Source organism: Georgenia sp. H159 (assembly GCF_035607575.1).
Classification (GTDB): domain Bacteria; phylum Actinomycetota; class Actinomycetes; order Actinomycetales; family Actinomycetaceae; genus Oceanitalea.
Genome location: NZ_JAYDZY010000001.1, coordinates 110,555 through 129,274, shown reverse-complemented (window position 1 = coordinate 129,274; position 18,720 = coordinate 110,555). Strand labels below are relative to the sequence as shown.

The following is an 18,720-nucleotide window of genomic DNA, read 5'->3' as shown; positions in this document are numbered from 1 at the left end:
GTGCGCCCCTCCCGGTCACACTGCTGAGAAGCGCACCGACCGACCGGCGACGTCGACCTCCTCCAGGCGCACCCGGATCTCCTCGCCCAGCGGGAGCCGGGCCGCGTGGACGGTGGCCTCGACCGCCGGCTCGGCGATGACGGCGGTACCGCGTCCGGCGTCGTCGTCCACGTCGACGACGACGGCGGGGAACTCCTCGCCGACGCGCCCCTCCAGGACGAGCGCCTCGACCGCGTTGACGGCCCCGCGCTCGTACCGGCCGGCGCGCTGGGTGGTGCGGGCCATGGTCCTGGGCAGCGCGGGCAGCGCGTCCTGCACCCACTGCGGGACCGGCTCACCGGCACAGGTCGCGCGGCACGCCTCGAGCCCGTAGCGGTCGACCAGGCGCCGCAGCGGCGCGGTGACGTGGGCGTAGTGCGCGGCGATCGCGGAGTGCTGGGAGTCCTCGCCGTCGCCGGCCTCACCGAGGACGGCGTAGTCCGCTCCGCGGAAGAGGGTGGTCGCGTTGGCGAGGAACGCGGCGTGGCCCGGGACGGCGGAGTCGAGGGTGGGGACCAGCTCCTGGTAGGACTGCTCGGCCGGCCAGTCGATGCCCAGCGCCCGGGCGGTGCGACGCAGCCGGGCGAGGTCGCGGGGGTCGGCAGGTGGCAGGGTCCGGAGGATGCCGATGCCGGCGTCCCGCATGATGGCCGCCGCACTGATGCCCGTGACCAGGGAGACCTGCGCGTTCCACTCCTCGACGGGCAGGGTGGCACGGAAGCTCAGCGCGTACCCGCCGTTGAGCGGGACCACCTCCTGCTCCGGGATCTCCAGGGAGACACCACCGCGCTCCTGCTCCTGCGCGAGCCGCAGCTCGCCGACGCGTCGCAGCAGCCGGGGCAGCAGCTCCGGGACGTCGGGGTCCCTCGCGCCGTCGACGACGCGCTGGACCTGCTCGTAGGTCAGCTGTGCGCGGCTGCGGACGAGCGCGCGCCGGACGACGGCGTCGCGCACCGCCCCCGCGGAGTCCAGGGCGATGCGCCAGAGGTAGGAGGGACGGTCCTGGCCGGGGAGGAGACTCGCCGCCCCGGCGCTGAGGACCTCCGGGTGGAGCGGGGTCGAGCCGGTCGGGCCGTACACGGTGACGCCCCTGTCCCGCACGGACTCGTCGAGGGCGGAGCCGGGGGCGACGAAGGCGGCGACGTCGGCGATCGCGTAGTGGAGGACGAACCCGTCGCCGTCCTCCTCGATGTGCACGGCCTGGTCGAGGTCGCGGGCCCCGGGCGGGTCGATCGTGACGAGCGGCAGGTCCCGCGCGTCCGGGACGTCGGGAGAGTGCTGGGACCCCGCCGCCCGCTCGGCCTCCGCGAGCGCCGCCGGGGGGTGCTCGACCGGGATGTCGAGCTCGGTGCGCAGCCGCTCCAGCGCCTGGGCGACGCGCGCCGGAGGGACCGGGAGGTGAACCTGCCGGGAGGGCATGCCGGACCTCCCCGTCACTCCCGGCCGCGCCGGCGCAGGGAGCGCCGGTCGGCGACCAACGCCCAGAGGAGGCCACCGAAGACACCGGCCGTGCCGAGCCCCAGGAGCAGCAGGAGGAAGAGCGACCCCGGCGAGGCTCCTGAGTCCCCGAGGGGCAGGAGCGCGAGCGAGAGGACCGCGCCGAGCAGGAACCCGACGAACCCGAACCGGCCGTACCGGGGTGCGCGCCTGAGCCGGCTCGGGTCCGCGACGTCGACGACGAAGACCTGGGCGCCGTCGTCGGGCACGGGTGCTGCCTCCGCGGCCGCCCGGTCGGGCGACGGCGCGGAGGCAGGTTCGGGGGTGGACGAGCTCACCCGGCCAACCTACCGCCGGTCGCCGCCCACCGAGATGTCGTGCCGCGCGTCAGCGGGAGAACAGCGGGAGGGCGGAGGACAGGTCGGCGCGGACGCCGGAGGCGCGCACGGCGCCGGTCGTCACCGCCTCGCTCCAGGACACGCGCCCCGTCGCCAGGCGCAGCCACGTCCGCATGTCGGTCTCGACGACGTTCGGCGGCGTCCCCCGGGTGTGCCGTGGTCCGGCGATCGCCTGCACGGCCGCCGCCGGTGGCACCCGCACCTCGACCGAGTTCCCGGGCGAGCCGATCGCCAGCTCCTCGAGCGTGAAACGCACCGCCGTCCGCACGGTCGCCGCCGGAAGCTCCGTCCCGTCGTCGTCGGCCTCCCGCCACCGGCGGAGCGCCGTCATGCCCTCGTCCGGGTCGATCCGTCGTCGTGCCACGCGCCTACCGTAGCGGCGCTCCCGGACTGCGCCCCCGGGGTGGGGCTACGTGGTCACCCGCCGGCGGACCGCGGCGACGAGCAGCGCGCCGAGTGCCACGAGCGCGGCTCCGGCGACGAGCGGACCGGTGGTCTCGGCACCGGTGTCCGGCAGCCGACCGGCGGGCGGGGTGGGTGCCGGGGACGGCGCCGGGGGACGCTTGGTCGGCGGCTCCTGCGTGGGCGTCGGCGTCGGGGTCGGCTCCTCCTCGGCCGCCAGGACGACGTCGAACCACAGGGTGCCGGTGAGCTCGTCGGAGATCTCCAGCCGCCAGTGCTCCATCCCCTCCAGCCCGTCGATCTCCGGGACGGTCACCCGGATCGCGGCACGACCCACCTCGTCGGTGGTGTCGACGATCGCGGTGTCCACCGCGACCGTGCCGAGGTCGACGACGGCCTCGGTCTCCGGGTCGACCAGCGTGACGTGCACCTCCTCCGGCTTCGGCTCGTCGGTGCTGTAGGACAGCGAGGACAGGTCGAGGGAGATCTCGTCCCCGGGCAGGTGCGCGACGGTCTGGTCGGTGTTCCAGTGCACACCGACGGCCCGCTGCGCCGTGGGCGTCTCGACGACCTCGCTGGAGGCGAAGAAGTCGACGAACGCGGCGAGGTCGATGAGGCCGGAGTCCGTGGCGTTCGTGCCCTCCGCGAAGGTGGTGAAGTTGTCGCCGCCGCTCGCGAGGAAGGAGTTGGTGACGATGCGGTACGTCGCGTCGAGGTCGATCTCCTCCCCGTCGACGAAGACGCCGGAGATCCGCTCACCGGCGGGAGCCTCGGGGTCGTAGACGTAGAACAGGCTCTCCGACACGCCGAGCTTGAGGAACGGCCGGCTCGCGCCGTCGGGCTGCCACTGCTCCTCGAGCACGTCGACGACCTGGGCGCCGGTGAGGTCGAGCGTGACGAGCGTGTTGCCGAAGGGCTGGGCCGTCGCGACCTGCCGGTAGGTGACCACACCGTCGTCGTCGCCCTGGATGTCCGCCCGGATCCCGCCCGGGTTCATCAGAGCGAGGACCGGGGGGTTGTCGGGCTGCTGCTCCTGGGCCGCCCACAGCTGCGCGTCGGCGATGAGGTTGCCGATCGTCGACTCGCCACCGCGGTTCTCGCTGCCGTCGGACTGCCGGGCGCGATTGAGATCCGCGGTGATGACGCCGACCGGCTGCGCGCCGAGCTCCTCGGCGTTCTCCTCGGCGGCGGCGACGATCGCCGCGACGGTCTCGACGACCTCGTCGCCCTCACGGGTGGGGTAGGTCCAGTCGTTCCCGTCCTCGTCCTCGCCACCGAGCGCGATCAGCTCGGTGCCGACGGCGACGACCCCGCCCACCTCCGGGTCGTAGGTCAGGGTGACCTGCCCGAGCGCGTCGCTGAACGAGCCGGTCTGGATGACGGCCATCGGCGCCGCGGCGTCCCGCTCGACGGCGACCTCGTACTGCGCGTGGGTGTGTCCGGAGAAGACGGCGTCGATGCGGCCGTCCCCGGCGAGGGCGCCGACGAGGGCGCCGAAGTCGGTCGACGGGTCGGTGACGCCGGCCTCGGTGGAGGCGCCCTCGTGGACGAGGACGACGACGATGTCGGCCTCCCCGTTCTCCTCGGTGTCCACCCCGTCGGTCAGCTCCGCGGCGGCCTCGAGGGCCGCCTCGGTCATGTCCGTGAACTCCATCCCCTCGATGCCGCTGGGGGCGACGAGGGAGGGCATGTCCTCCGTGAGGAGGCCGATGAAGCCGATGCTCACCGGGTCGGCGCCCGCGGGCTCGACGGTGTGGACGTGGTAGTCCTGGAACTGCCGCTCCCCCGGCGCGACGACGTTCGCCCCGAGGTAGGGGAACTCGAGGGCCGGCCAGGCGGCGTCGTCACCGGTCGCGTCACGCCCGTCGATGCGTTCCCACAGCGTGTCGAGGCCCTGGTCGAACTCGTGGTTCCCGAGCGCTGAGACGGCGAGGTCGAGCTCGTTGAGGATCTCCAGGGTGGGGACGTCGTCGTTGATCATCGACGTGAATGTGGAGGCACCGAAGTTGTCGCCGGCCGAGACGAACACGCTGTCGGCGTTGGCCGCGCGGACGTCCTGCACCGCCGAGGCGAGTGCGACGGCGCCGTTGCTGTCCTCGGTGGAGATCCGCCCGTGGAAGTCGTTGATGCCGACGAGGTCGATGACGACGTCACCGTCCTCCTCCACGACGGCACCGGCGGGGACCGCGCCCAGGCCGAGCGTGGCGACACCGGCGACGCCGAGTGCGGCGACGGCGGTGCGAGCGGGACGGAGAGTGCGACGTCTGCGGCGCATGGCGATGTCCTTCGACCAATGACTGTGTCCGACGCTCGTCACCATAGCGCCAACGCCGCGGCTGCGGAACGCCCTTGGAGCAGTGAGCTCAGCCGGATGTGAGGGCTGCGACGACGGCCGCGACGACGCCCGGGTCGGTGACGTCGTACCCGACCGGACCACCGCCCGGCCCGGAGGGGCCACCGTCCGGGACGCGCCGGCGAGCGGACAGGTGCACCGCGGCCACGCCGGTGGCCGCCAGCGCCGGGACGTCGGCCGGCACCACACCACCGCCGGCCATCACCTGGACACGGTCACCGGCGGCCTCGACCATCCGGCTGAGGGTCTCCACACCCCGGACGGCGGTGGCCGCGCCCCCGGAGGTGAGGACGCGGGTGAGACCGAGTCGAGCGAGGAGGTCGATGGCACCCACCGGGTCGTCGAGTGCGTCCACGCACCGGTGAGCGGTCACCTCGAGCCCTTCGGCGGCGTAGTGCAGCGCCTCCAGGGCGTGACGGTCGAGCGTGTCATGCCGCGAGAGCGCGCCGACGACCACGCCGGCGGCACCGGCGTCGACGATCGCCTCGATGTCGCGCACCATGAGCGTCACCTCGGACGCCGAGTAGCGGAAGCCGCCGGGGCGTGGCCGGACGAGGACGTGGACGGGGATACCGGTGGCGACCACCGCCTCGACCGTGCCGATGCTCGGGGTGAGACCACCGACGTCGAGCGCGGCGCACAGCTCGACGCGGTCGGCGCCCGCTTCCCGGGCGACGGCCGCCCCGGCCGCGTCCTGGACCGCGACCTCGACCTCGACCGGGCGGTTGCGGGGGCTCATCGGCGCATCCCGCGGACGCGGGAGAACCAGCCACCGGGGGCACGGTGGCGGCCACCCGACCGGCCCCGCTGGGCGGGGGTCCCCGTACCGGCCGGTGTTCTCGGGCTGCCGGTCGTGGCGGTGACGGTGGTGTGGGCGTCCGTCAGCGCGCCGGTGCCGGGGGCGGTGACCTGCGTGTCGCCGCCCGTCGCCGCCGGCAGCTTGACCGCGGAGATCTCGAACTCCATCGTCACCCGTTCGGACACGAGCACCGAGCCGGTGTCCAGGGCGACCTGCCACTCCAACCCCCAGTCGCGGCGATCGACGCGCCGGGTGCCCTCGAAGCCCGCGCGCAGCTCCCCGTCCGCGCCGCGGCCGACCCCCCGCAGCTCGATCGGGATCGCGACCTCGTGGCTGGTGTCACGGATCGTCAGGGTGCCGACCACCATGAACATGCGGGGCTCGACCTCGTCGATGAGCGTGCTGCGGAACACGATGTCCGGGTGACGCTCGGCGTCGAAGAAGTCGGCACTGCGCAGGTGCGCGTCGCGCTGGGGGTTGCGGGTGTCGACGCTGGCAGCCGCGAGCCGCACGGTGACGGAGGAGCGCGCCGGGCCGTCGGGGTGCACCAGCATCCGGCCCTCGATCTCGTTGAACGCACCGCGCACCTTCGTCACCATGGCGTGACGTGCGGAGAACCCGATGCGGGTGTGCGCCGGGTCGAACTCCCACTCGCCCACGAGATCGTCGTCGACCTCGACCATGATGGCCCCTTCTCGAGCGTGCCCCGGCGGCGCGTGCACCTGCGATGCTAGTGGCCCGGCCGCCGAGCGCGCGTCCGGGGCGGCTCGCCGGTCAGCGGTGCGCCGGGGGCGCCGTGACCCGCAGCGTGCAGGCGCGGGCCTCCTCACTGAGCATCGAGTCGATCGACGACCGGGGCTCCCCGGCGTACTTACGGGTGATCTCCTCGTCGACGAGCTGCTGGACGGGGTCGTCGGCCGGGACGTGGGCCGCCGTGACGAGCTCGCGGGGCAGCGCGAGGGCTGCCCCACGGTCGCGCTCGGCCACCGCACCGTCCCCCATGGCGAACCCCACCGGGCGCCCCGCGAGGATGTGCCGGTACCACCACGAGCCGGGGCCGTAGGCGGACCGCACGTACGGCACGCCGTCGACGACCATCGACCAGATGGGCGTCGCCACGGGCGCCCCGCCGGCTCTGGTCGTCACCACCGCGACGACCTTCGTCCGGTCGAGCAGGTCCACCACGTCCTCGAAGCTCATGCGGGTGGCAACCGCACGGCCGCGCGGGTATTCCCGGGCACCACCGGCCGGTCCCGAGGACCGGCCGGTGGGGTGGTCAGATGACGCCCTGGGCGAGCATCGCGTCGGCGACCTTGATGAAGCCGGCGATGTTCGCACCGACGACGTAGTCGCCGGGACGCCCGTACTCGTCGGCGGTCTGCGCGCAGCGACGGTGCACGTCCCGCATGATGTCGGCGAGCCGCTCCTCGGTGTGCTCGAAGGTCCAGGAGTCGCGGCTGGCGTTCTGCTGCATCTCCAGGGCCGAGGTCGCCACACCACCGGCGTTGGCCGCCTTGCCCGGGCCGAAGAGCACGCCGCTCTCCTGGAACAGGCGCAGCGCCTCGGGCGTCGTGGGCATGTTCGCACCCTCCGCCACCGCGACGACCCCGTTCTTCAGCAGGGTGCGCGCGTCCGCGGCGTCGAGCTCGTTCTGCGTGGCGCACGGCAGTGCGACGTCGGCAGGCACGTCCCAGATGGACCCCTCGGTGACGAGCCGGGACCCGGGGCGGCGCTCGACGTAGTCCTTGGCGCGCCCCCGGTCCTCGAGCTTGATCTCCTTGAGGAGCTCGAGGTCCACCCCTGCCTCGTCGACGACGTAGCCGGAGGAGTCGGAGAAGGAGACCACCGTCGCGCCGTACTGCATGGCCTTGTCCATCGCGAAGATCGCGACGTTCCCGGAGCCGGAGACACTGACCCGGCGTCCCTCGAAGCCGTCCTTGCGGGTCGCGAGCATCTCGTTGGCGAACATCACCGTGCCGAAGCCGGTCGCCTCCGTCCGCACGAGCGAGCCACCCCAGCTGATGCCCTTCCCGGTGAGCACACCGGACTCGTACCGGTTGGTGATCCGCTTGTACTGGCCGAAGAGGTAGCCGATCTCCCGCTGCCCCACGCCGATGTCACCGGCGGGGACGTCGGTGTACTCCCCGAGGTGGCGGTAGAGCTCGGTCATGAACGACTGGCAGAACCGCATGATCTCCTGCCCGCTGCGGCCGCGGGGGTCGAAGTCCGACCCGCCCTTGCCGCCACCGATGGGCATGCCGGACAGCGCATTCTTGAAGATCTGCTCGAAGCCGAGGAACTTGACGATGCCCAGGTACACCGAGGGGTGGAAACGCAGACCCCCCTTGTAGGGGCCGAGCGCGGAGTTGTACTCCACGCGGAAACCGCGGTTGATGCGCACGCGGCCGGCGTCGTCGACCCACGGGACGCGGAAGATGATCTGCCGCTCGGGTTCGCACAGGCGCTCGAGCACGGCGGCGTCCACGTACCGCGGGTTCTTGCGCAGTACCGGGCCGAGGGACTCGAAGACCTCACGCACGGCCTGGTGGAACTCCACCTCGCCAGGGTTGCGACGAAGCACCTCCTCATAGGCGTGCTCGAGCTGTTCTTCCATCGGGGAACCACTCCTTCTTCTCAGGCAGACGGGGCCCGCTGGGGGCCGGTCGGGGGTGCTCAGCCGAAGTGCGCGGGGAGGGTCGCGTCGGCGACCTCGCGCAGCTCGCTGAGCGGGAGCGTGCCGACACCGTCGATGTCGAGCACAGGCCGGCCGTCGGTCGACTCGGGGCCGGTGTCGTCGGTGGTCCCGATGCGGAGCAACGGGACACCGCGGGCGGTGCACAGGTCCTGGAGGTGGACCTCCTGGCTGCGCGGGACGGAGACGACGGCGCGGGCGCCGGTCTCGGAGAACAGTGCGGTGGCGAGGTCGACCGCGTCACGTTCGCACAGCGCGGCCAGGCTCACCCGGGCCCCGACACCGTAACGCAGGCAGGAGTCGACGAGCGCCTGGGCGAGCCCACCGGTCGACAGGTCGTGCGCGGACTCCACGATCTGGTCACGGGAGGCGTTGACGAGGACCTCGGCCAGCCGGCGTTCGGCACCCAGGTCGACGGCGGGCGGTCGCCCGCCGAGGTGGCCGTGGACGACGTCGGCCCACGCGGACCCGGACAGCTCCTCGGCGGTGGTGCCGAGGAGGTAGACCGCGCGGCCGGGCGCGGTCCAGCCGGACCGGGTGGCCCGGGTGACGTCGTCGATGACTCCGAGGACACCGACCACGGGGGTCGGGTTGATCGAGGAGTCGACCCGGCCGGGCGACCCCGTGCTGTTGTAGAGCGAGACGTTGCCACCGGTCACCGGGACGCCGAGCTCCCGGCAGGCGTCGGCAAGACCGGTGATGGCGTGGACCAGCTGCCACATGGCGTCCGGGTCCTCCGGGGAGCCGAAGTTCAGGCAGTCGGTGACCGCGAGCGGCTGGGCACCGACCGTCGCGACGTTCCGGTACGCCTCGGCGAGCGCCTGCTGGGCACCGACGTAGGGGTCGAGCTTGGTGAACCGGCCGTTGGCATCGGTGCTGATCGCCACCCCGAGCCCGGTGGCCTCGTCGACGCGGACCACGCCCGCGTCGTCGGGCTGGGCCAGCGCGGTGTTGCCCTGGACGTAACGGTCGTACTGGTCGGTGACCCAGGACTTGCTCGCGAGGTTGGGCGAGCCGGTGAGGCGCAGGAGCTGCTCACGCAGCTCGTCCGGCGCGAGCGGACGGGGCAGGGCGGCGGCGTCGTCCGCGGTGAGCTCCTCGTGCCACGCGGGGCGGGCGTAGGGCCGGTCGTAGACCGGTCCCTCGTGGGCCACGGTGCGGGGGTCGACGTCGACGATGCGCTCGCCGTGGTGGTCGATGACGAGCCTGCCGGTGTCGGTGACCTCACCGATGACGGCCGCCTCCACGTTCCACTTCCCGGCGATCGCGAGGAACTCCTCGAGGCGGTCCGGCCGCACGACGGCCATCATCCGCTCCTGGGACTCGGACATGAGGATCTCACCGGCAGTGAGCTCCTCGCGCAGGAGCACCTTCTCAAGCTCGACGTACATGCCGCCGTCGCCGTTGGAGGCGAGCTCGGAGGTGGCGCAGGAGATCCCGGCGGCGCCGAGGTCCTGGATGCCCTCGACCACGCCGGCGCCGAAGAGCTCGAGGCAGCACTCGATGAGCACCTTCTCCATGAACGGGTCGCCGACCTGGACGGCCGGGCGCTTGGTGGCACCGCCCTCCTCGAAGCTCTCGCTGGCCAGGATCGAGGCCCCGCCGATGCCGTCACCGCCGGTGCGGGCGCCGAAGAGGACGACCTTGTTCCCGACGCCCGACGCGTTGGCGAGGTGGATGTCCTCGTGGCGCAGCACGCCCAGGCACAGGGCGTTGACCAGCGGGTTGCCCTGGTAGGAGGAGTCGAACTCGGTCTCGCCACCGATGTTCGGCAGGCCGAGGCTGTTGCCGTAGCCCGCGATCCCGGCGACGGCGCCGTGGACGACCCGCGCGGTGTCCGGGTGCTCGACCGCCCCGAAGCGCAGCTGGTCCATGACGGCGACCGGCCGGGCGCCCATCGAGATGATGTCGCGCACGATGCCGCCGACCCCGGTGGCCGCGCCCTGGTACGGCTCGACGAAGCTCGGGCTGTTGTGGGACTCGACCTTGAAGGTCACCGCCCAGCCGTCGCCGATGTCGACGACGCCGGCGTTCTCCCCGATCCCGACGAGCAGGTGCTCCCGCATCGCGTCGGTGGTCTTGTCCCCGAACTGGCGCAGGTGGATCTTGGAGGACTTGTAGGAGCAGTGCTCGGACCACATGACCGAGTACATGGCGAGCTCCGCGGCGGTCGGGCGACGGCCGAGGATCTCGACGATCCGCTGGTACTCGTCGTCCTTGAGCCCCAGCTCGCGGTACGGGAGGGTGACGTCCGGCGTGGCCGACGCGTTCTCGACCGTGTCGGACTGGTGGCCGTCAGTCATGGAGCCCCCGTAATGGGATGGCAAAGGCATGCACGGCGGACAATCTACCGCGCGGTGCGGCGGACGCCCGAATGGCGCCACCAGACGGACCTCTGGCGGGCGAGCTCCCCACCGCGCCGTGATTGATCCACAGGTCTGCCTCGCGGGACCCAAACCCACTGGCCGAGGTCCACCTTTCGGCGTCTTGTCGCGGAAATGTCGGTGGTCGGTCCTACCGTTGAGGCATGGTCACGGACGCGCTCAGCGGCTCTCCGACCGGCTCTGCCGGCGCAGGGCGTCCGGCCGCCGTGAGCACGTGCCCGCCGGGTCCGGTGGGTCTGAGCCGGGAGAACGTCGCCGCGATGAGGGACTTGCTCGAGCGACTCGACCCCACCCTGGACTCCCCCGAGTCCCGTCCCGAGGAGCACGCGGGCGCCCCGGGGCTCACGGAGGCGCAGTGCATCGACCTCCTCCGCGAGCTCGAGGACCTCAAGGCGGCGGCTGCCGGCGCCCAGGTCGTGGTGACCGCACACCTGTCCGCAGCACGGCTCGACGCCGAGGAGGCCGCCGGCGTCCCGGCCGCCACGCGCGGCAAGGGGCTGGCCGGTGAGGTCGCGCTCGCCCGCCGGCTCTCGCCGCACCGCGGTGGCCAGCACCTCGGGATGGCGCGGGCTCTCGGAGCGGACATGCCCTGCACGCTCGCCGCCTTGCGCCGTGGGGAGCTGTCCGAGTGGCGGGCCGCCCTCCTGGTGCGGGAGACCATCTGCCTCAGCGCCCAGCAGCGCCGCGACGTCGACGCGGAGCTGTGGAAGGACGCCCACCTGCTCGTCGGCGCGGGTGACCAGCGCCTGGTCGCGTTGGCGAAGCGGCTCGCCTACCGGCTCGACCCGCACAGCGTGGTGGACCGGGCAGCCCACGCGGAGCGCGAGCGGTTCGTCGGCATCCGCCCCGCACCGGACACGATGGCCTACCTCACCGCGCTCCTGCCGGTCGGCCAGGCCGTCGCCGCCTTCGCGGCACTGCGGGCCGCCGCCGACGCCGCCCGTGCCGCCGGGGACGACCGCGGTCGCGGGCAGGTGATGGCCGACACCCTCGTCTCCCGGGTCACCGGGAGCGACGCCGACGTCCCGGCCCAGGTCCACCTCCAGCTCGTCATGACCGACCACGCCCTGGCCGGTGGCGACGAACCCGGCTACCTGCCCGAGTACGGCACCGTCCCCGCCGGGTGGGCACGCGACCTGGTTCGCCGCGCTCTCGAGGACGAGGGCGGTTGCGGCACATGGGTCCGGCGCCTGTTCACCGATCCCGCCGGGCACCTCGTCGCGATGGAGTCCCGGTCTCGGTTCGCCCCACCGGGGCTCGCCCACTACGTGGCCACCCGCGACTCCGGCAGGTGCCGCACCCCGTACTGCGACGCGCCGGTGCGGCACATCGACCACGTCGTGGACCATGCGGCCGGCGGCGCTACGGCCGAGGAGAACCTCCAGGGCTACTGCGAGAGGTGCAACTACACGAAGTCGGCGCCCGGGTGGAGTGCCGCGCCCGAGAGCAGTGGTGATCCACCCGGGGACCGGTCCCGTGCCGGACCGACCGTCGTGACCCGCACGCCCACCGGGCACACCTACTCCTCGCCCGTCCCGAGGCTCCCGCACGCCGGGTGACACGACGACCGGCCCGTTCCGCCAAGTTCGTGCGCTCCCTAGGGCCCGGGTCCGCGCGTGCCGCTTGGGGGGCAGTGGCGACGCGCGGAGCCCGGGGGCTCAGGTGGCGGCGACCCGCTCCGGCAGGGCGCGGCGGCGGCGCAGCTGGGCCGCGGCCTCCTCCTGTCGCTCCCGCTCGGCACCGGAGGCGATCGGCGCACGCAGGTGCTCGTGGGTGTAGCCGAAGGCGTCGACGAGCTCGACGGCGTGGGGCCGCAGCCGGGCCAGGAGCCGGTTGATGTAACCGGTCACCACGCGGCCGCGCTGCGCGGTGAGGCGACCGTTGACGAGGTACCAGGCGAGGTTCCGCTCGATCCGCTCCAGGCCGTAGAGGTCCCGGAGCCAGGTGAGCACCTGCCGGGTCGCACCCTCGGGCACGGCGTCGAGCGCCGCGGTGAAGGCCTCCCACTGGAGCAGCTCCGCGTGGGCGCGGGCGGCGCCGATGAGCTCGTCCTGATGCTCGTTGAACACCGCGGCCGCCTGCTCGGCCGGTGCGTCCTTGACGTCGCGCAGCACCGAGGCGATGCCCGCCACCATGGTCTCGACACGGTCCTCGAGCAGCTCGCGCTGCACCTCGGGGTCGCGGAGGTGGCCCGCCGAGCGCGCCTTGGAGCCGGAGTCGAGCACCGACTGGGCCGCGCGCCGCAGCGGCGTGCGGTGCAGCGCCATGTCCCCGGCCCGGGCCGCGACGAACCGTGCCGCGCCCGCGATGTCGATCTTCGCCATCGCCTTGCCGTAGTCGGTGAGCAGCCGCTTGCCCACGAGCTGGAGCAGGACGTTGTTGTCCCCCTCGAAGGTCGTGTAGATGTCGAAGTCCTGGCGCCAGGTGACGAGCCGGTTCTCGGCCATGAAGCCCGCTCCCCCGCAGGCCTCACGCGACTCCTGGAGGGTCTCCATCGCGAGCCACGTCGTCGTCGGCTTGAGCGCGGCCGCGAGGGTCTCGAGGTCCTGCCGGGACTCGTCGTCGTCGTGCTCCCCGCTGAAGACCTCGTGGAAGCGCTCGAGCAGGCCCTGCTGCGCGAAGGCGGCCGCGTAGGTGCGGGCGACGAGCGGGAGGAGGCGGCGCTGGTGCCGCTGGTAGTCGAGGAGGGTGACCTCACGGTGCTCGTCCGCGCCGGTGAACTGGCGCCGCTCGTCGCCGTACCGCACGGCGATGGCCAGGGCGGCCTTGCTCACGCCCACGGCCGCGCCTCCCAGGGAGACCCGCCCCTGGACGAGCGTGCCGAGCATGGTGAAGAAGCGCCGGCCCTTGCTCGTGATCGGCGAGGAGTACGTCCCGTCCGGGGCGACCTCGCCGTAGCGGCGCAGCAGGTTCTCCCGCGGCACGCGGACGTGGTCGAACCACAGCTGACCGTTGTCGACGCCGTTGAGCCCTCCCTTGGGGCCGTCGTCCCGTCCACCGACGCCGGGCAGGAAGGTGAGCTCGCCGTCCTCGCCGCGCTGCCGGATGGGGACGTACAGGGCGTGGACGCCCTGGTTGCGCCCCTCGGTGACGAGCTGGGCGAACACGACGGCGGCGGTCCCGTGGAGGGCCGCGTTGCCGATGTACTCCTTGCGGGCCGCGGGGAACGGGGTGTGGAGGACGAACTCCTCGGTCGTGGGGTCGTAGGTGGCGGTGGTGGCGATGGAGGAGACGTCCGAGCCGTGCCCCACCTCGGTCATCGCGAAGCAGCCGGGGACCTCCAGGCTCATGATCCCGGGCAGCCACGTCGCGTGCTGCTCGGGCACCCCCAGGTGCTGCACGGCGGACCCGAACAGGCCCCACTGGACGCCGCCCTTGATCTGCAGCGACGGGTCGGAGAGGAACAGCTCCTCGAACCCGGCGAGGTTGCCGCCCGGGTCGCCGCCGCCGCCGACCTCGCGGGGGAAGCCGCGGAGCACCTCGCTGCGGCTGACGAGCTCGCGCAGCTGCCACAGCACGCGCTCGCGGTGCTCGGCGACCGTCTGGTCGGGGAGCCGCTGGAAGTCGGGGTGGAGCGCGAGGTCGCGGGAGGCGCGGCGCTGCTCGCGCCAGCGACCGTCGAGCAGGTCACCGACCGCCCTGGTGTCGACGACGTCCGTCGCGTCCTCGGCGGCCGCGTCCGGGCTGACCGCCGACGTCGGCACGGTCACCGGTACCGCGGCGGGGCCGACCGCCGCGATGTCCGGGGAGATGGGACGCCCCGACCGCTCGCGGACGACGGCGTCGTCCTCCGGGGTGCGGGGACTGCTCGTGGTGGTGGTCATGCGGGTGCTCCGATCGCGTCGTCGGGTCGGTGACGGGTGGCGCGGGACCGACGGGCGACGCCCGCTGCTCCGGTCCACAGCCAGTCGGTGATGTGTGCGGCGAGCTCGCTGCGGTCCATGGCGGCGACCTGGCCCTCGCCGTCGTCGGCGGCGCCCGGGGCGGAGGCGTCCGCGCCGCGGGCGGCGATCCAGCGCTCGGCGACGCTGCGGACGTGCCCGACGACGCCGGCGCCCCACAGGGCGGCGAGCGCGCGGTCGGTCGCGTGCTCGGCCCCGCCGTGACGGAGGACCGGCAGGAGCGCCTCGGCGACGATGTCCTCGATCTCGGCGACGAAGCCGCGCAGCGCACCGGCGGTGGCGGTGGCCTCGGGCTGGGTGACGAAGGCGTAGACACCGGCGGAGGACTCCACGATGCCGAGGTAGACGTCGACCATGGCGGCGATCCGGTCCCGCGGCCGGGTCACCCGCCCGCTCACCTCGCCGAGCGCCGCGCGGAGGTCCTCGATGACGGCGGCGCCGACCGCCCCCTGGAGGCCGGACTTGTCGGTGAAGTAGCGGTAGATGATCGACTTCGAGGTCCCGATCTCGGCGGCGAGGTCGTCCATCGACAGGTCGGGGCCACGGTGGTGGACCGCCCGGCGGGCGGCCCGGACCAGCTCCGCGCGCCGGGAGCTGCGGTGCGCGGCCCAGCGGGCGTCACGACCGTCGACGCGCACGTCGTCGTCCTCGGCAGGTGTGCTCGGCATCACGAGACCGAGAGTATCAGGTACTCTGAGTCCCACGATGGCCAGGGACCTCCGTCCCACCCGCTACCGAAGGAACAACGCCGTGACCTCATCCATCCGCCCGGCGGTCGTCGTCGGCGCGAACCGCATTCCCTTCGCCCGCGCCGGCGGCCGCTACGCCGCCTCGTCGAACAAGGACATGCTCACCGCCGCCCTCGAGGGGCTCGTCGCCCGCTACGGGCTGGCCGGTGAGCGCCTCGACGACGTCAGCGCGGGCGCCGTGCTCAAGCACTCCCGCGACTTCAACCTCACCCGGGAGGTCGTGCTCGGCTCCTCCCTCGACCCGCACACCCCCGCCTTCGACGTGCAGCGCGCCTGCGCGACCGGGCTCGAGGCGATCCTCGGGGTGAGCAACAAGATCGCCCTCGGTCAGGCCGAGGTCGGTGTCGGCGGCGGCGTGGACTCCGCGTCCGACGCCCCGATCGTCGTCTCCGACCGCCTGCGCCGCACGATCCTGCGCGCCTCGCGCGCGAAGAGCCTCCCCGAGCGCCTCAAGGCCCTCTCCGCGATCCGGCCGCGCGACCTCGCGCCGGTCGCGCCGGACACCGCCGAGCCGCGCACCGGCCTGAGCATGGGTCAGCACCAGGCCGTCACCACCGAGCGGTGGGGCATCACCCGTGAGGCGCAGGACGAGCTCGCGCTCCGTTCCCACCAGAACCTCGCCGCCGCCTACGACCGTGGCTTCTTCGACGACCTGCTGACGCCGTACCGCGGCGTCACCCGCGACGAGTTCCTCCGCGCGGACACCTCGCTGGAGAAGCTCGGCAAGCTGCGCACCGCCTTCACCGCGCCGGGCAGCGACAACCCGACGATGACGGCCGGGAACTCCACCCCGCTCTCCGACGGCGCCTCCGCGGTGCTCCTCGCCACCGAGGACTGGGCCCGCGAACGCGGCCTGCCCGCCCTCGCCCGCGTCGTCGACGCCCAGACCGCCGCCGTCGACTTCACCGGCGGTGCGGAGGGGCTGCTCATGGGCGGCTGCTACGCGGTCCCGCGCCTGCTGGAGCGCCGCGGCCTCACGCTGGAGGACTTCGACTTCGTCGAGATCCACGAGGCCTTCGCCAGCACGGTGCTGGCCACCCTCGCCGCATGGAACGACGCCGAGTTCTGCCGCGAGCGCCTGGACCGGGAGCCGCTGGGCACCGTCGCGCCCGACCGACTCAACGTCACCGGCTCCTCCCTCGCCGCGGGTCATCCCTTCGGTGCGACCGGCGGACGCATCGTCGGCACGCTGGCCAAGCTCCTCGCGGAGAAGAAGCAGCAGACCGGCGAGACGACGCGTGGCCTCATCTCCGTGTGCGCCGCCGGCGGGCAGGCCACCGCGATGATCCTGGAGGCGTGATGAGTGACACCTACCTCGACCTCGTCTCCCGCGGCTGGGGCAAGTCGGCCGCCAAGAAGCTCGGCCTCCCCCAGCCGGTCCGGCTGCGCCGCACCGACCCCGCGAGCGTGGACCAGCCGCTCGTCCCGGGCCCGGTCCTCGTGCTCGACGACGGCGCCTCGCAGCGGGCGGCGGACGACGTCGCCGAGGCCCTCCTCGGGTGGCACCTCGACGTGCGCCGCGACCCGGAGCTCGCCAAGGGCAGGCGCTGGGGCGCCGTCGTCCTCGTCGTCACCGACGCCGCATCCCCCGCCGCGCTCGGCGGTCCCGCCCTCGCGCTCGGCGGTGTGCTGCGCCGGATGGCCCCCGGCGGCCGCATCGTGACCATCTCCCGCCGCGCCGACGACGCCACCGACCCCTCGCTGGTCGCCGTCCGCCAGGGCGTGGACGGCTTCCTCCGGTCGCTCGCCAAGGAGCTGCGGGCCGGCGCCACAGCCAACGGCGTCGTGCTCGCCGACGGCGTCCCGGTCCTGGCACCGTCGGCGCTGGGCGCGCTGCGCTTCTTCCTCTCGGCGCGGTCGGCCTTCGTCGACGGCCAGCTCCTCCAGGTGCTCACCGCCGACGGCGAGGTGCCGGCCGACTGGACCCGCCCGCTGACCGGGAGGGTCGCCGTCGTGACCGGTGCGGCCCGCGGCATCGGCGCGGCGATCGTCCGAGTGCTGGCACGTGACGGCGCGCGCGTCGTCGGGGTCGATGTCCCCGCGGCCGGCGACTCGCTCAGCCGCGTGATGAACGAGGTCCGTGGCAGCGCCCTGCAGCTCGACATCACCGCGGAGGACGCTGCCGAGCGGATCCTCGAGCACGTCCGCGAGCGCTACGGGCGGCTCGACGTCGTCGTCCACAACGCGGGCATCCTGCGGGACAAGCTGCTCGCCAACATGACCGAGGACCGCTGGAACGACCTCCTCGCGGTCAACATCCTCGCGCCGCTGCGGATGAACGAGACGTTCACCGACGAGCTCGGTGCGGGCGGGCGGATCATCTCCCTCGCCTCGACGTCCGGGATCGCCGGGAACCGGGGGCAGACGAACTACGCGACCGCCAAGGCGGGGATCATCGGGATGACCCGCGCGCTGGCACCGGTCGTCGCCGCCGCCGGGGCCACGGCCAACGCGGTGGCACCCGGCTTCATCGAGACCGACATGACCGCGAGGATCCCGCCCATGCCGCGGCAGATCGCGCGCCGGGTGAACTCCCTCCAGCAGGGCGGGCAGCCGGTGGACGTCGCCGAGGCCATCGCGTTCCTCGCCTCCCCGCAGGCCGGTGGCGTCAACGGCCAGACGCTGCGGGTGTGCGGCCAGAACATGGTGGGCCAGTGATGCGCGAGCAGCGGCTGGACGAGGTCCCGAGCCTGGGCTCGCTCTACAGCCGGGCACTGGCCGCCACGGCCCGGACCACCATGAGCCGCGGCGCCGCCCGTGACCGCCTGCCGGAGGTCGCGTACGTGGCCGACGGCCTGCGGGCCGACGCCGCCACCCTGTCGGCCTACCAGGAGCTGCTCGGCGAGCCCGGCACCGACGAGCTGCCCGCCGGCTACGTCCACGTGCTCGTCTTCCCGCTGGCGATGGCGCTCATGGTGCGTCCCGACTTCCCACTGCCGGTGCTCGGCATGGTGCACATCGCGAACCGCGTCGAGCAGCACCGCCCGGTGCTGCTCGGGGAGGAGCTCACCGCGCGGGCGCAGGCCGGCGACGCACGCGCGCACCGGAAGGGCACGCTGGTCGACCTCACCGTCACGGTCGGTGCGGGCGGGCAGACGGTGTGGGAGGGGACCTCGACCTACCTCGCGCGCGGTACCCGGCTCCCGAGCGCGATCACGGACTCCGCGCCCGCGTCCCTCGAGGAGCGGGCGGAGGACGGCGCGGGCGACGTCGTCGCCCTGTGGTCGCTCGGGGCGGACACCGGCAAGCGCTACGCCGAGGTCTCCGGGGACCGCAACCCGATCCACGTCTCGCGGGTCGGGGCCAAGGTCTTCGGGTTCCCCCGCCCCATCGCGCACGGCATGTACACCGCCTCTCGCGCGCTGGCGCAGGTGGCCCGCTTCCGCGGGGACGCCTTCACCTGGGACGTGGAGTTCGCCAAGCCCGTGCTGCTCCCCGGTCGGGTCGCGCTCAGTGTCGACACCGCCGGCGAGGGCGTGCGCTACACCGGGCGTCACCCGAGATCCGGCAAGCTCCACTTCTCCGGCTCGGTGACACCCCGCGCGTGAGCGGACGCCGCGCCGCG

Annotated in this window: 15 protein-coding genes; 4 read left to right on the top strand and 11 right to left on the bottom strand. The window is 73.5% G+C overall.

All coding sequences use genetic code 11. From position 1 onward, the window contains the following. Nucleotides 1–15 precede the first annotated feature (15 nt). The 9 genes from VR894_RS00625 to purL all read right to left on the bottom strand — a co-directional run bounded on the left by VR894_RS00625 (nucleotide 16) and on the right by purL (nucleotide 10,423). On the bottom strand, nucleotides 16–1,458 hold the full coding sequence (locus VR894_RS00625) for an RNB domain-containing ribonuclease (protein WP_324649363.1): 1,443 nt from the start codon (nucleotides 1,456–1,458) through the stop codon (nucleotides 16–18). A 14-nt stretch (nucleotides 1,459–1,472) separates the two neighbouring features. Beyond that, complete coding sequence (locus VR894_RS00620) at nucleotides 1,473–1,814, bottom strand: hypothetical protein (RefSeq protein WP_324649362.1); 342 nt, start codon at nucleotides 1,812–1,814, stop codon at nucleotides 1,473–1,475. Between the two features lie 49 nt (nucleotides 1,815–1,863). Continuing rightward, nucleotides 1,864–2,205: a sterol carrier family protein gene (locus VR894_RS00615; RefSeq protein ID WP_416380799.1), complete on the bottom strand. Its 342-nt coding sequence runs from the start codon at nucleotides 2,203–2,205 to the stop codon at nucleotides 1,864–1,866. Between the two features lie 78 nt (nucleotides 2,206–2,283). After that, nucleotides 2,284–4,551 (bottom strand): bifunctional metallophosphatase/5'-nucleotidase, encoded by a 2,268-nt coding sequence (locus VR894_RS00610; RefSeq protein ID WP_324649360.1) that lies wholly within the window; start codon nucleotides 4,549–4,551, stop codon nucleotides 2,284–2,286. A gap of 88 nt (nucleotides 4,552–4,639) precedes the next feature. Further along, complete coding sequence (locus VR894_RS00605; protein WP_324649359.1) at nucleotides 4,640–5,368, bottom strand: copper homeostasis protein CutC; 729 nt, start codon at nucleotides 5,366–5,368, stop codon at nucleotides 4,640–4,642. Next, nucleotides 5,365–6,111: a YceI family protein gene (locus VR894_RS00600; protein ID WP_324649358.1), complete on the bottom strand. Its 747-nt coding sequence runs from the start codon at nucleotides 6,109–6,111 to the stop codon at nucleotides 5,365–5,367. Before VR894_RS00600 ends, VR894_RS00605 begins: the two co-directional genes overlap by 4 nt. 91 nt (nucleotides 6,112–6,202) lie before the next feature. Then, on the bottom strand, nucleotides 6,203–6,628 hold the full coding sequence (locus VR894_RS00595) for a DUF2255 family protein (RefSeq protein ID WP_324649357.1): 426 nt from the start codon (nucleotides 6,626–6,628) through the stop codon (nucleotides 6,203–6,205). Between the two features lie 76 nt (nucleotides 6,629–6,704). Continuing rightward, complete coding sequence (gdhA, locus tag VR894_RS00590) at nucleotides 6,705–8,042, bottom strand: NADP-specific glutamate dehydrogenase (RefSeq protein ID WP_324649356.1); 1,338 nt, start codon at nucleotides 8,040–8,042, stop codon at nucleotides 6,705–6,707. 59 nt (nucleotides 8,043–8,101) lie between these two features. Then, nucleotides 8,102–10,423: a phosphoribosylformylglycinamidine synthase subunit PurL gene (gene purL / locus VR894_RS00585; RefSeq protein WP_324649355.1), complete on the bottom strand. Its 2,322-nt coding sequence runs from the start codon at nucleotides 10,421–10,423 to the stop codon at nucleotides 8,102–8,104. Nucleotides 10,424–10,647: 224 nt separating this feature from the next. Here purL and VR894_RS00580 point away from each other — a divergent pair, with 224 nt between their 5' ends. After that, nucleotides 10,648–12,063: an HNH endonuclease gene (locus VR894_RS00580; RefSeq protein ID WP_324649354.1), complete on the top strand. Its 1,416-nt coding sequence runs from the start codon at nucleotides 10,648–10,650 to the stop codon at nucleotides 12,061–12,063. A gap of 99 nt (nucleotides 12,064–12,162) precedes the next feature. Here the strand turns inward: VR894_RS00580 and VR894_RS00575 are convergent, their stop codons facing one another. Next, nucleotides 12,163–14,328: an acyl-CoA dehydrogenase gene (locus VR894_RS00575; RefSeq protein WP_324649353.1), complete on the bottom strand. Its 2,166-nt coding sequence runs from the start codon at nucleotides 14,326–14,328 to the stop codon at nucleotides 12,163–12,165. Next, nucleotides 14,325–15,074 (bottom strand): TetR/AcrR family transcriptional regulator, encoded by a 750-nt coding sequence (locus VR894_RS00570; RefSeq protein WP_324649352.1) that lies wholly within the window; start codon nucleotides 15,072–15,074, stop codon nucleotides 14,325–14,327. Before VR894_RS00570 ends, VR894_RS00575 begins: the two co-directional genes overlap by 4 nt. Before the next feature lie 37 nt (nucleotides 15,075–15,111). Between VR894_RS00570 and VR894_RS00565 the strand changes: the two genes are divergently transcribed. Genes VR894_RS00565 through VR894_RS00555 form a run of 3 tightly spaced genes read left to right on the top strand, consistent with a single transcriptional unit; the run spans nucleotide 15,112 to nucleotide 18,703 of the window. Then, a complete protein-coding gene (locus VR894_RS00565; protein WP_324649351.1) occupies nucleotides 15,112–16,455 on the top strand; it encodes an acetyl-CoA C-acetyltransferase in 1,344 nt (447 codons plus the stop codon). After that, nucleotides 16,455–17,813, top strand: coding sequence for a 3-oxoacyl-ACP reductase (locus VR894_RS00560; protein ID WP_324649350.1), 1,359 nt, complete (start codon nucleotides 16,455–16,457; stop codon nucleotides 17,811–17,813). The genes VR894_RS00565 and VR894_RS00560 overlap by 1 nt, the downstream gene beginning before the upstream one ends. Beyond that, nucleotides 17,813–18,703 (top strand): MaoC/PaaZ C-terminal domain-containing protein, encoded by an 891-nt coding sequence (locus VR894_RS00555; protein WP_324649349.1) that lies wholly within the window; start codon nucleotides 17,813–17,815, stop codon nucleotides 18,701–18,703. Before VR894_RS00560 ends, VR894_RS00555 begins: the two co-directional genes overlap by 1 nt. Nucleotides 18,704–18,720 lie beyond the last annotated feature (17 nt).